Source organism: Dactylosporangium sp. CA-233914 (assembly GCF_050942935.1).
Taxonomy (GTDB): Bacteria; Actinomycetota; Actinomycetes; order Mycobacteriales; family Micromonosporaceae; genus Dactylosporangium.
The window spans coordinates 3,291,909-3,303,799 of sequence record NZ_CP192030.1 but is presented as its reverse complement, the minus strand read 5'-3'; the positions used below and the strand labels follow the sequence as shown (position 1 = coordinate 3,303,799).

Genomic DNA, 11,891 nt, shown 5'->3' with positions numbered 1-11,891 from the left:
CTGCTCACGTGCGGGATGGAAACCGTCCCGCCTGCTCGACTTTTCGAACGGAAGGTGTCCGTGGACAGCATGGACTGGGCGCTGCTGCGCGAACTGCAGGATGACGGCCGGCTTTCCTACTCCGAACTGTCCCGCCGGGTCCACCTCTCACCCCCGGCGGTCGCCGAGCGGGTTCGCCGTATGGAGACCGCCGGGGTGATCACCGGCTACCACGCACACGTCGACCCGGCCAAGGCCGGTCGGCACGTCGTCGCACTGATCACGATGTCGTGCTACGGCCCGCGTTGCGTGCTGCGCGATCCCGATGTGCTGCAGTGGCCGGAAGTGATGGAGGTCCACCGCGTGACCGGCGACGCCTGCTCGATACTGAAGGTCGTGACGGCGTCGATGGAGGACTTCGAGTCCACGATTGATCGTTTGGCCCCGTACGGTCAGCCGTCCAGCACCATGGTCCTGTCGACCCCGCTGCGCTGGCGCCCCCTGTCGCCGTAGCTTTCGGCGACCCTGCCAGTCAGAAACGGGCCGTCGGGGCGCCCGGGCCCGCCGGCATGAGGCGTAGTGGGCTTCAACGACCCATCGACAAGGCTGATCGGAAATGGCCAGATCGGAATAGGCCTGATCGAAACCGGTCACGGTCACACGGTTTCCGCCGCATACCACCCCTCCCGGGTGTCACAATCAGTCTGAGGGCGTTCTTCAGCGTCCTTTCAGCAACCGCATGCGACCTTGGGCGACTCGACAGGGGTGTGGCCGCACGGGGAGGACTGCGTGATCGGGACGGGGGACTTGCGCGAGCCGGCGCCGGCCGGTGCGTCGGGGCGCGGACGCCGCGCGGCGCTGCTGGTGGCCGGGACCGCCCTGGTGGCCTGGTCGGCGGTCCACCTCGCCGGCCTCGGCGCCTCCTGGACGCAGGCCTGGCACATGATCGCCCACCTCGGCTGGCGATGGCCGATCGGCCTGGGCGTCGTGTGGCTGCTGGGCCTGGTGGTGCACACCAGCGTGCTCACCGCCTCCCTGCCGGGCTTGAGCCACCGCCGAGCGCTCACGCTCAACCTGTCCGGCAGCGCCGTGTCGAACGTGCTGCCGCTCGGCGGGGTCGCGGGCACGGTGCTCAACCTCGGCATGGTCCGCGGCTGGGGCCACACCGGCCTGGAGTTCGCCCGGTTCGTGGTCGTGTCGAAGGCCTGGGACCTCATCGCCAAGCTGATCATGCCACTGGTCGCCGTCGCAGCCCTGCTGCTCGCCCACGCCGGCCCTTTCGGTCACCGCTTGCTGTGGCTGGTCTGCGCGGCCGTCTGCGCCGCCGCCGGCGTCCTCGTCGTCGCCGCCCTGCTCGGCCGGGCCGCCCCGCTGCTGCGCCTGGTCGCGCTGGCCGAGCGCGCGTGGGTGCGCCTGCGCCGCCGCCGTCCAGACCTCGACCCCGGCTGGAGCGCCGCCACCGCCGCGCTGCTGGAGGGCACCGACCGGCTCGTGCGCCGCCGGTGGGCCGAGCTCAGCTGGGGCATGGCCGGCTACTGGGTCCTGCAGGGCGCGCTGCTGTGGCTCAGTTTCAAGGCCATTCACGTGTACCTCCCGTGGCCGGTCATCCTCGCCGGTCTCGTCGCCGAACGCCTGCTGACCCTCGCCGCCATCACCCCTGGCGGCGCGGGTCTGGTCGAGGCGGGCACCATCGCGGTCCTCATCGCGCTCGGGGCGGACCCCACCGGGGCCCTGGCCGGCGTGCTGCTGTACCGCGCCTTCGTCTTCGTCGCCGAGATCCCGGTCGGCGGCCTCGCCACCGCGCTGTGGTTGCTCGGCCGCCGCCTCGCGACGTGAACGGCTCCGGAAGCGACCTCAGCGACGTTCAGGAGACCACCCGCCCCATGCGAATCGCCCATGTCACCGACGTGTACCTGCCCCGGCTCGGCGGCGTCGAGCTGCAGGTCCACGACCTCGCCGCCCGGCAGTACCGCGGCGGGCACGAGACGGTCGTGCTGACCACCACGGCCCCGAGCTGGCCCGCGGAGTCCGGCCCGGACGAGGTCCCCGTGCTGCGCGTCGGGCGCGACACCACCGGACTGGGTGCCGGCCCCTACCGCGCCTTCGGCGCGCGCGCCCTGGCCGAGACGCTGCGGGCGCACCGCATCGACGCCGTGCACGCCCACGTCTCGGCATTCTCGCCCCTGGCCTGGACGGCGGCCCGGCTGTCCGCCCACGGCGGCCCGCCGACCGTCGTCTCGGTGCACTCGATGTGGCACGACATCCTGCCGCTGGTACGCCGGTTCGCCCGCTGGCGTGACGCCGCCGCCTGGCCCGTGCAGTGGGCGGCGGTGAGCAGCGCCGCGGCCTGCGCGGTGCGCGACGCCCTCGACGGCACCCCGGTCGCGGTCCTGCCCAACGGCATCGATCCGGCCGCCTGGCTGCTGCCGGCCACCCAGCGCGCCGAGCTGCCCGCCACCCACGTGCCGACCCTCATCAGCGTAATGCGGATGGTCCGCCGCAAGCGCCCCCGGGCCCTGCTGCGCACCCTGCTGGCCCTGCGCGCCACGCACCCGGGCCGCTTCCGCGCCGTCCTGGTCGGCGACGGCCCCCTGCTGCCGGGCCTGCGCCGCGAGATCGCCGCCGCCGGCGCCGCGGCCGACATCCATCTCACGGGCGCCCTGGACCGCACGTCGATCCGGGCCCTGCTCGCCGCCGCGGACGTGTACGTCGCGCCGGCGCCCCGGGAGTCCTTCGGCATCGCGGCCCTGGAGGCGCGCTGTGCCGGACTGCCGGTCGTGGCCCGGGCCGGCAGCGGCGTCGCCGACTTCATCCGGCACGGTGTCGAGGGGTGGCTGGTGCACTCGGACACGGAGCTGCGCACGACGCTGGGCTCGCTGCTGGACGATCCCACGCGAGCGGCGGAGGTGGCGCGGCACAATCGGACGGTGGCACCTTGCGTACGGTGGGACACGGTGCTGGAGACCGCGGACGCCCTCTACCGGCGGGCCGGCGCCTTCTCGGACCGCCGCACGCCGCTGAGCGACGCGGCATGAGCCGGGCGCGCCGGGGTGCGGATGCCGAAATGTCCGGCGCTTCGCACCGGACATTTCACGATTTTTCTCCTGACGGGCGGAAAATCACGCTTGTGGCGTTCCACGCGCATCCGGACGACGAGACGCTGCTGACCGGCGGCACCCTGGCCCGCGCCGCCGCCGAGGGCCACCGCGTCGTGCTCGTCACCGCCACGCTCGGCGAGGCAGGCCTCGCAAACCCGGAAACCCCCACGCCCAGCGAGACACGCCCTACGAACAGTGAATCGGCCACGCCCAGGCAGACGGACCTCGCCCAGACAGCAGCCCTCACGCCCGGACAAACAGGCCCCACGAACGCGGAAGCCACCACGCCCAGGCAGACGGACCTCACCCAAACGGCAGCCCTCACACTCGGAGAAGCGGGCCTCACGAACGGAGAGGCTGACCTCACGAACACGGAATCCGCCACGCCCGGCGAGACGCGCCTCGCGAACGGGGAAGCCGCCACGCCCAAACAAACAAACCTCACCCAGACGGCAGCCCCCACGCCCGGAAAAGCGGGCCTCACGAACGGGGAAACCGCCACGCCCAGGGAAGCCGGCTCTGCAAACACGGATGCCCCTGCCCACGGCGACGGGGACGGGGACGGGGACGGGGAAACCGCCGCGACCGTGAGCAAGGTGGACGCGAGCGTGGAGAGCGGCACGGCGGACGTCAACGTGGAGAGCGGCGCGGCGAATCCGAGCGTGGAGAGCGGCGCGGCGAACCCGAGCGTGGGGAGCGGTGCGGTGGACGTCGGGGCGGACAACCGGCTTGGTGCGCGGCGGCGGCGGGAGTTGCTTGCGGCGGCTGCGGTGCTGGGGTGTGCTCGGGTTGAGACGCTCGGGTATGCCGACTCCGGGCTCGACGCCGGCGCGGTGAGTGCCCGGCAGCGCTTCGCCGACGTGCCGGTGCAAGAGGCGGCCGGGCGGCTCGCGGCGATTCTGCGTGAGGAGCGGGCCGACCTGGTGACCGGGTACGACGCGAACGGGGGCTACGGGCATCCGGACCACCTGCAGGTGCACCGGGTGGCCCGGGCCGCCGCCGCGCTCACCGGCACGCCCCTGCTCGAGGCTACCGTCGACCGGTCCGTGCTGCGCCCGGTGCTGGCCGTGCTCGGGCTCGCCGGGCGGCTCGTGCCGGGGCTGCCGCTCGGGGACGCCTCGCGCGTGTTCAGCGCGCGTGCGGAGATCACGCATGTGGTCGACGTCAGGGGGTACCAGATGCAGAAACGGGCGGCCATGAAGGCTCACGCCAGCCAGGCCGAGGGCGGCACCGGCATCCGCACCCTCGCACTGCTCGCCCGCCTGCCCGGGCCGCTGTTCCGGGCCGTGTGCGGACGCGAGTGGTTCCACCAGCCGCCTCAGCGGTGAGGGCGAACCCCTATCCTGGATAGGTTGGTCGACACTACGTTCCAAGGTACACAAAGAACCCTGGCGAACAATCACCAGAAGAACCATGACGAAAAATCCTCTTCGTCCTCCGCGCACGCGGGCGCGAGCGGCGCCGCGACGGGCACGGACGATGACGACGACGAGAAGCTCGAAGAGTCGAAGAACCCCGAAGGCGAGACGCCTGCGGACCGTTCGGCCCGGAAGCTGATCGCCTCGAAGGTCGGCGCCACCGGGGACGAGGTGCTCGCCATGGTCCGGCTGATCCGCACGGAGCGGCCGAACAAGCAGATGACGCTCATGGGGTTCGCCAGGAGCGCCATCGAGCAGAGCCTCCGGCCGTGGCTCGACCGGGTCCGCGCCGTCGACGCCGAGCTGTCGCCCGGCTGGCCGCACTTCCGCCTGGTCGCCAACGGGTGACGCGGCTCGGTGTCGTATCGGCGCCGTACGCTTGCCGAGCGGCGTACGCGGGCGTGCTCGTCGCCCCGCGGTGCCTCGGGGGTGTGGACGCAGAAATGGCCGGTCAGGCGGATTGCCTGACCGGAAGCTGCCGCACGGTCCCTATGACGGCCAAGGTAACCAATGAGCTCCCCCCGATTGGTGGACAAGCGAGGATGTGCTGGCGTATGCGCGGTCCGTGGGTGCGCCGATCAGCTGGGTGACGTGGGCGGTCCGCGTGTCGCGCGGCCAGGCGCCGGCTGCGGATCGCATGTGCGGTCGGTCGCAAGCCTGGCGGCCCGCGGCGATCACGGAGTGGCAAGCCTCGCGGCCTCGTCGCGGCTACGAAACTTGGTGTGGATTTGAAACGAACAGTTGGCCGTCCTGGGCCAAGACGTACTGGATGCGGCGGATGAACCAGTTGCGGCCAGGCGAGTCAGGTTGCGGTCGGGTCGCACCCGCGGCATCCGGACGGTTGTTCTACGAGCGTCGACGGACGATCCCAATAATAATCAGCACTACACCAGCGGCAACGAGTATATAGAAGAGGATTTGCAACATTCCTCCTCCGATGTTTGGCCCGCCCCATCGTGTTGGAAAGGCATGTCTTGCCCACAAGTTTATGATCGCTCCGACAACGCCGAGAACGCTGATGCCGATACCGAGCCTTACGAGCTGCATTGTCTACCTCTTACCGAGAGTGATACATCGACTCAACACTAGGTATACCACAGCAGATCCAGATAGTAGAGGTCTGGTGTCTCGCCTCGTCCAGCCTGAGCCCGCTAGAGAGCAGAAGCACTGAGGGACCCGCCCTAGGTCGGCAGCCAACATTCCGTGCATCAACCAGCATCAACTACAGGCGAGCCTACTGTGCACGTGAGGGAGCCACCAACTCGCGCGCACCCCTACGGCCGGAACTGCTAACTAGAACTTGGCTCATTGCAGAGGTGGCTCCGGAGGACTGCTCCGAAGCCACTCGGCCCATCTCATATAGTTCAAAGTTATGGATCCGTGTCAGGCGCGATTCCGCTAGGTGTCGTCTCCGAATGCGGTCACCGCAACCCAGTACTCTGCCGCCGTTTCCCTGCACGCGTACCTTACAGGGTTTAGGCTTCCGTACGCGTCGTCGCAGTTGCTGTTGAGATCGGCAAGTAGCGCATTGTCACATGCGGACTTGTGGTTTCCTGGCGCCTCATAGCATAGATCGTGGCGAGCGCAGGGGCCACGAAAGTCCGCGCTCAAGAACGAGTCGGGCGACGACGTACAATAATCGTGTAGATTTCCCAGCGAAGGGTTGTAGACGTAGTTCGATGGAATTGAGACGAAGGACGCTGGCAGGAACGGGCCACTGGCGCCTGTGGTTACCGGCATGTAATCGGAGAACAGAATTGTCAGCGGGAACTCCGTGTTAGCGTCAGTTTCAACGTTCTGGATCAGAGCGTTGCCCGAGATGCGATACGACGCAGGCACGAGGTGATTCTGGGAATCGATAGCAAAGGGCTCGTCATAGGCTCCCACGACTTCGCCCGCAGCGCCTTTGACTAGAACTGTACTGTGGATCTCCGTTGTACCAGCTGATGTGGGTGCAAGACTTCCGCCAGTTGGCACATTTGCGGCAATCTGATAGGAGTGGAGGTCGGATTGCGATTGGACTCTAATAGGAGCTATTCCATTAGTGGGAATTGTCGAGACAATTACAACATCGGGGCTGTCCGAGGAAGCCGCAGATGCCACGCCAGCCCCAAAGAGGGACAGCGCCACGAAGGTAGTTGCCGCAACGATTGATGCTCTCTGTCTCCACGTCCCCATGTGCAGGGTTTGTCCCTTCCGTTAGACCGAAGGCCGCCTATCCCTGGGGTGGTGGTCTTCGGTGTTTTGGGTGACTAGCGTTGCGCTATGCAGCGGATCCGCTACAACAAGCACCATAGCGATGGGCCGCTATATAGGCAATCTTCGATTTCGCGTGTGCCAAAAGCCACACCGTGGGCGGCGTTTGGCCTCTAGCCGTCACCCGTCTATCCGCTGGCCATCTCTCATGACGGGCTGATATTAATCAACACTGGTCAATATGAGCCTCTAGGGTTCAGTCGGTCGTCGGGTTATTGCCGCACCGGCAGGAGCCGTTCGAGCGGATCTCGTGCACGATCTCGAAGTAGTCCATGACCGTGGTTGAGTAGCACTGCTTGGCCTCATCGGCGGGCAGCAGCGGGGCCGAGGTGTTACTCTTTCTGGTCTCGCTCGTCCACTGCGCGCAGCGCGACGTACAGCGCCATGACGACGGTGGCGGCCAGCAGCCAGCCGCCGAGGACATCGGTGGGCCAGTGCGCGAGCAGTGCGACCCGGCTCACGCCCACCAGACCCGTCCACGCCACCGCCGCGACGACCGCCAGCCGCCGCCACGGGCCCGGGCGCAGCAGAGTGACGGCGAGCACGACCAGCACGCCGGCGGCGAGCGCGGAGGACGTGGTGTGGCCGGACGGGAAGGCGAACCCGGCGGAGGCGACCAGGCGGTGCTCCGGGCGCGGGCGGGCGATCAGGTGCAGCAGCGCCAGCCGCACGCCGGTGCCGAACAGCGCCGCGGCGGCCGCGAACGCCGCGAGGCGCCGGCGCCGCGTGACCGCCAGCGCGACCACCGCGACGGCGAGCAGGGTCTGCGCCACGCCGGGGTCGGCGGTGTGGGTGACGGCCGTCATCGCCGTACGCCACCAGCCGTGCGCCGCCGCGAACCGGCCCGCCGCGGAACTGACGGCGGCGTCGAGGCGCATCAGTGGCGGCGTGCGGGCGGCGACCAGGGCGCAGAGCAGCACCAGGGCCGACGCGGCGACGGTGAGGGCACGCAGCGGCGGACGCACACGATCATGCTCGCCCGGCGGGGCTGAAAGACGGCTGAAACACCCGTCATCCTCAGGATTGATTCAGCTTCGGCGTGTGACCGTGGGTGTCATGCGCACGGGGAGGTGGTGAACATGCGGTTACTCGTGGTCGAGGACGAGGTGAACCTCGCCGAGACGATCCGCGACGGGCTCAGGGGCGAGGGCTTCACCGTCGACCTCGTGCACACCGGCGTGGACGGGCTGTGGGCGGCGACCGAGACGCCCTACGGGGCGTACGACGCGATCGTGCTCGACATCATGCTGCCGGGGCTGAGCGGGTACGAGGTGTGCCGGCGCCTGCGCGAGGGCGAGATCTGGACGCCGGTGCTGATGCTCACGGCCAAGGACGGAGAGTACGACCAGGCCGACGCCTTCGACCTCGGCGCCGACGACTACCTCACCAAGCCGTTCTCGTTCGTGGTGCTGGTGGCCCGGCTGCGGGCACTGATCCGGCGCGGGGCCCCGCAGCGGCCGGTGGTGCTCAGCGCCGGCGACCTGCGCCTGGACCCGGTGCAGCGGCGCGTCACCCGCGGCGCGGACGAGATCGGGGTCACGGCGCGGGAGTTCGCGCTGCTGGAGTTCCTGCTGCGCCACCCCGGCGACGTGCTCAGCCGCACGGCCATCATCGAGAACGTGTGGGACGCCCACTTCGACGGCGACCCGAACATCGTCGAGGTCTACGTCGGCTACCTGCGCAAGAAGATCGACCACCCGTACGGCCGGACCGCCATCCGCACGGTCCGCGGCGCCGGCTACCGCCTCGACCCCGAGGGCGGCTGAACGATCGCGCTACGGGGCCATGCGATGATGCTCGATGGGCCATGATGGTGGCGTGGACGAACGCACCGCGGACTTCATCGCGCGCTTCCAGGTCTTCATCGACGAAGTGCTCCAGGAGCACCGCCTGCGCCGCGACAACGGCGACTCGGCGCTCGTACCGATGCTGCGGGAGCACCTCGGGACCGACCCGCAGCGGCTGGCGGTCGTCACCGAGGAGATCCCCCCGCAGATGTACGTCGACCTCGACATCGCGCTGGAGGAGGTCCAGGGCCGCGGCGAGGCGCACCGGCTGGTCGGCATCGGCGGCGGTGAGCAGCGGCGGCACCAGTCGCTGAGCGAGATCCTCGACCACGCCGGGCGCTTCGGGCAGTTCCCGGTGGCCGCGGTCGACTACGCGAGCATCGCCACCGGCCCGGACAGCTCGCGGCAGGCCGTCTCGTTCGGCCTGCGGCTGTTCACGTTCGAGGGCGCGCCGGTCGCGGTGCTGCAGCGCAGCGCCGAGCCGCGCTTCGGCCAGGCCCAGGCGCGGATGGAGATCCTCACGCCGGCCGAGGGCGTCGCGGCGGCGCTGATCACGACCGTGCGCGCGCTCATGCTGCAGCGCTCCGTCCTGCGCGGCCAGGTCCTGTCCATCGGCGGGTCGCAGTTCGACCGCGGCATCGGCGGGCTCACCTTCCACCGCCGCCCCGGCCTGGGCGCCGACGAGATCGTCCTCCCGCCCGGGGTGCTGGACCGGGTGCGCCGCCATGTCGCCGGGATCGCCGCGCACCGCGAGGTGCTGCGCGCGGCCGGGCAGCACCTCAAGCGGGGCCTGCTGCTCTACGGCCCGCCGGGGACGGGCAAGACCCACACGGTCCGCTACCTGCTCGGCGCCCTGCCCGAGCTCACGGTCGTGCTGCTGGCGGGCCCGGCGATCCAGTACGTCGCGGAGGCCGCCCGCATGGCCCGGGCGCTGCAGCCGGCCCTCGTCGTGCTGGAGGACTGCGATCTGGTCGCGGACAGCCGCGAGCACCACCACGGCCCGCAGCCGCTGCTGTTCACGGTGCTGGAGACGCTCGACGGTCTCGGCGACGACGCGGACGTCGCGTTCCTGCTCACCACCAACCGCATCGGCGTGCTGGAGCCGGCCCTGGCCCAGCGCCCGGGCCGAGTGGACCTGGCCGTCGAGATCCCGCTGCCGGACGCCGACGCCCGGCGCCGGCTGATGCGCCTGTACGCCCGCGACCTGCCCTTCAGCGCGGCCGCGCTGGACCGCGCGGCGGAGCGCAGCGGCGGCGTGACGGCGTCGTTCGCCAAGGAACTGCTGCGCCGCGCGGTCCTCGTCGCCGCCGACGCCGGCCACTCCCCCACCGACGCGGACCTCGACGAGGCCCTGGACGAGATGCTCTCGCAGGCCGAGACGGTGACCCGCTCGCTGCTGGGCACCGGCGCCTGATCGGTCCTACCAGCCGGCGGTGCGCTCGGCCTCGGCGTGCCACCACTCGGGCGGCGCCGGCCCGGCGACCTTCGACGTCGGCTGGTCAGGATGCAGCCCGAGCCGGCGCAGGGCCCCGGCGTCGACCCGCACGGCGTAGAAGCCGCGCCACCGCCCGGTCCGCGGGTCGGGCCCGCACGCGAGCCCGATCAGCACCTCGTCCGCGCCGAACGGCATCCAGTCGATGCCGCGCTCACGCAGTCAACGCCGCAGCGCCGCCTGGGGCGAGGACTGCCCCGGCAGGTTTTCGAAGGCGAGGACAAGGACCCGGTCGCCCGGCATCGTCTGCATGCCCCCATTGTGCCGCACGCTCGCCCGCCGAAGGTCTACCGGAAGCGCAGGTGCCGCAGCTCGGTGAGGCGCAGCAGTCGCACGGCGGCCAGGTAGACCCCCAGGCCGGCGGCACCGGCCAGCGCCACGACGGCCACGGTTCCGGCGGGCGCGACGGCGCGGACGGTCAGGGCCGCGACCGCCGCCGCGGCACCGGTCGCGATCAGGACCCGGACGTGGGTGCGCACGAGGCGGCGCCCGTCGAGCCGGCCGAGGCGGCGGCGCAGGACGACCGCGGTGGTGAGCAGGCCCAGGGTGTACGCCAGCGTATAGGCCAGCGGCACACCGATCACGATGCCGGCGGCGGGCAGCACCCAGGCGGCCGCCGCGCAGCCGGCGACGCCGACGGTGCTGACCGCCGCGGTGATCAGGGCCGGGGTCCGGGTGTCCTGCAGGGCGTGGAAGCCGCGCTGCAGGATCATGTACCCGGTGAACGGCAGCAGGGCCGGGCCGAACGCGGCCACGACGGCGCCCAGCACGCCGACCGTCGACGCGGCGCTGTGGCCGTGGTCGAACAGCAGCGCGGCGATCGGGCGGCCGAGGACCACCATCGCCGCGGCGACCGGTGCGAGGGCCACGACCGCGACGCGGACGGCCAGGGACAGGTCGCCGATGACGCGCTCGTGGTCGCGGCGGGCGGCGCTGCGGCTCAGGCGCGGCAGCATCGCGGTCATCACGGACAGGGCGACGACCGCGAAGGGCACCTGGAAGATCGCGTACGCGTTCTGGTACGCCGTCACGCCGCCGGGCCCGCTCAGCGACGCGGCCCGCGTGGCCGCCGCGAGCATGGCCTGCGCCGCGACGACCGACAGCAGCACCCAGCCGCCGAGGCGCCCGATGCGCCGGATGGCGATGCCCCGCGGGTCCAGGTGCAGCCGCACCGGGAAGCCGCTGCGCGCGAGCGCCCACACGACGAGGGCCGCCTGCGCGACGACCCCCGCCGTGGTTCCCAGGGCCAGCAGCGTCAGGTGTACCCTGCTGAGCCCGCCGATGCTCGTGCTGCCCCCGACCGCGAGGTACGCGAGCCCGACCGCGATCACCACGACGCTGTTCACCAGCGGCGCCCACGCCGGCGCCGCGAACCGGCCGCGGATGTTGAGCACGGCCCCGGCCGTGGCGCCGACGCCGTAGAAGAGGATCTGCGGCAGGAAGTACCAGCAGAACACCACGGCGAGGTCGTGCTGGCGGTCCGTGAAGCCGGGCGCGTACACCTCGACGAGCCACGGTGCCGCGAGAACCGCCGCGACGGTGACGGCGCCCAAGGCGTACACCATCAGCGACAGCAGCCGCTGCGCGTAGAGGACGCCGTCGTCGTCCGCGCTCAGCGCCGCCCGCGTCAGCAGCGGCACGACGACGCTCGCCATGGCCCCGCCGACGACGAGCTCGAAGACGGCGTTCGGCAGCGTGTTCGCCACGTTGTAGGTGTCCAGCAGGCGCGTGCCCAGGCCCAGCGCCGCCGTCAGCACCACGATGCGGCCGAACCCCGCGACCCGCGCCGCGAGCGTCGCCAGCGCCATCCGCCGCCCGGCGTTGCCCAGTGAAGCCACCCCGATTTCATAGCACATCCGTG

11 protein-coding genes are annotated in these 11,891 nt (G+C 70.9%); 7 read left to right on the top strand and 4 right to left on the bottom strand.

Translation table 11 applies throughout. From position 1 onward, the window contains the following. The first annotated feature begins 60 nt into the window (after window positions 1-60). The 5 genes from ACQPY0_RS15265 to ACQPY0_RS15245 all read left to right on the top strand — a co-directional run bounded on the left by ACQPY0_RS15265 (window position 61) and on the right by ACQPY0_RS15245 (window position 4,843). The gene (locus ACQPY0_RS15265; RefSeq protein ID WP_432995249.1) at window positions 61-492 is read left to right on the top strand and encodes an Lrp/AsnC family transcriptional regulator; all 432 of its coding nucleotides are present in this window, start codon (window positions 61-63) and stop codon (window positions 490-492) included. A gap of 276 nt (window positions 493-768) precedes the next feature. Then, window positions 769-1,815, top strand: a complete 1,047-nt coding sequence (locus ACQPY0_RS15260) for a lysylphosphatidylglycerol synthase domain-containing protein (RefSeq protein ID WP_432989185.1) — start codon at window positions 769-771, stop codon at window positions 1,813-1,815. Between the two features lie 47 nt (window positions 1,816-1,862). Then, on the top strand, window positions 1,863-3,014 hold the full coding sequence (locus tag ACQPY0_RS15255; RefSeq protein ID WP_432989183.1) for a glycosyltransferase family 4 protein: 1,152 nt from the start codon (window positions 1,863-1,865) through the stop codon (window positions 3,012-3,014). After that, entirely contained in the window at window positions 3,011-4,405 is a 1,395-nt protein-coding gene (locus ACQPY0_RS15250) for a PIG-L family deacetylase (protein ID WP_432989181.1), read from the top strand. The genes ACQPY0_RS15255 and ACQPY0_RS15250 overlap by 4 nt, the downstream gene beginning before the upstream one ends. Before the next feature lie 24 nt (window positions 4,406-4,429). Beyond that, window positions 4,430-4,843 carry a hypothetical protein gene (locus ACQPY0_RS15245; protein WP_432989179.1) on the top strand — a complete coding sequence of 138 codons (414 nt, stop codon included), beginning with the start codon at window positions 4,430-4,432 and terminating at the stop codon, window positions 4,841-4,843. A 1,050-nt stretch (window positions 4,844-5,893) separates the two neighbouring features. Here the strand turns inward: ACQPY0_RS15245 and ACQPY0_RS15240 are convergent. Both ACQPY0_RS15240 and ACQPY0_RS15235 read right to left on the bottom strand, forming a co-directional pair. Then, window positions 5,894-6,235: a phospholipase A2 gene (locus ACQPY0_RS15240; protein WP_432995247.1), complete on the bottom strand. Its 342-nt coding sequence runs from the start codon at window positions 6,233-6,235 to the stop codon at window positions 5,894-5,896. 848 nt (window positions 6,236-7,083) lie between these two features. Next, window positions 7,084-7,716: a phosphatase PAP2 family protein gene (locus ACQPY0_RS15235; protein WP_432989177.1), complete on the bottom strand. Its 633-nt coding sequence runs from the start codon at window positions 7,714-7,716 to the stop codon at window positions 7,084-7,086. Window positions 7,717-7,830: 114 nt separating this feature from the next. On the opposite strand from ACQPY0_RS15235, the gene ACQPY0_RS15230 reads away from it, so the two are divergent. Both ACQPY0_RS15230 and ACQPY0_RS15225 read left to right on the top strand, forming a co-directional pair. Then, window positions 7,831-8,517 carry a response regulator transcription factor gene (locus tag ACQPY0_RS15230; protein ID WP_432989175.1) on the top strand — a complete coding sequence of 229 codons (687 nt, stop codon included), beginning with the start codon at window positions 7,831-7,833 and terminating at the stop codon, window positions 8,515-8,517. Window positions 8,518-8,569: 52 nt separating this feature from the next. Further along, complete coding sequence (locus tag ACQPY0_RS15225; protein WP_432989173.1) at window positions 8,570-9,952, top strand: AAA family ATPase; 1,383 nt, start codon at window positions 8,570-8,572, stop codon at window positions 9,950-9,952. Between the two features lie 6 nt (window positions 9,953-9,958). On the opposite strand, the gene ACQPY0_RS15220 is transcribed toward ACQPY0_RS15225, so the two are convergent. Further along, the gene (locus ACQPY0_RS15220; protein WP_432989171.1) at window positions 9,959-10,168 is read right to left on the bottom strand and encodes a hypothetical protein; all 210 of its coding nucleotides are present in this window, start codon (window positions 10,166-10,168) and stop codon (window positions 9,959-9,961) included. 149 nt (window positions 10,169-10,317) lie between these two features. Further along, complete coding sequence (gene murJ / locus ACQPY0_RS15215; RefSeq protein ID WP_432995245.1) at window positions 10,318-11,838, bottom strand: murein biosynthesis integral membrane protein MurJ; 1,521 nt, start codon at window positions 11,836-11,838, stop codon at window positions 10,318-10,320. Between the last annotated feature and the right edge of the window lie 53 nt (window positions 11,839-11,891).

Excerpts from the sequence above, each read along its gene's own strand:
- ACQPY0_RS15255 (WP_432989183.1), top strand. The coding sequence starts at position 1,863 with ATGCGAATCGCCCATGTCACCGACGTGTACCTGCCCCGGCTCGGCGGC.
- ACQPY0_RS15250 (WP_432989181.1), top strand. The coding sequence starts at position 3,011 with ATGAGCCGGGCGCGCCGGGGTGCGGATGCCGAAATGTCCGGCGCTTCG.
- ACQPY0_RS15240 (WP_432995247.1), bottom strand. The coding sequence starts at position 6,235 with ATGCCGGTAACCACAGGCGCCAGTGGCCCGTTCCTGCCAGCGTCCTTC.
- ACQPY0_RS15230 (WP_432989175.1), top strand. The coding sequence starts at position 7,831 with ATGCGGTTACTCGTGGTCGAGGACGAGGTGAACCTCGCCGAGACGATC.
- ACQPY0_RS15220 (WP_432989171.1), bottom strand. The coding sequence starts at position 10,168 with ATGCCGTTCGGCGCGGACGAGGTGCTGATCGGGCTCGCGTGCGGGCCC.
- murJ (WP_432995245.1), bottom strand. The coding sequence starts at position 11,838 with ATGGCGCTGGCGACGCTCGCGGCGCGGGTCGCGGGGTTCGGCCGCATC.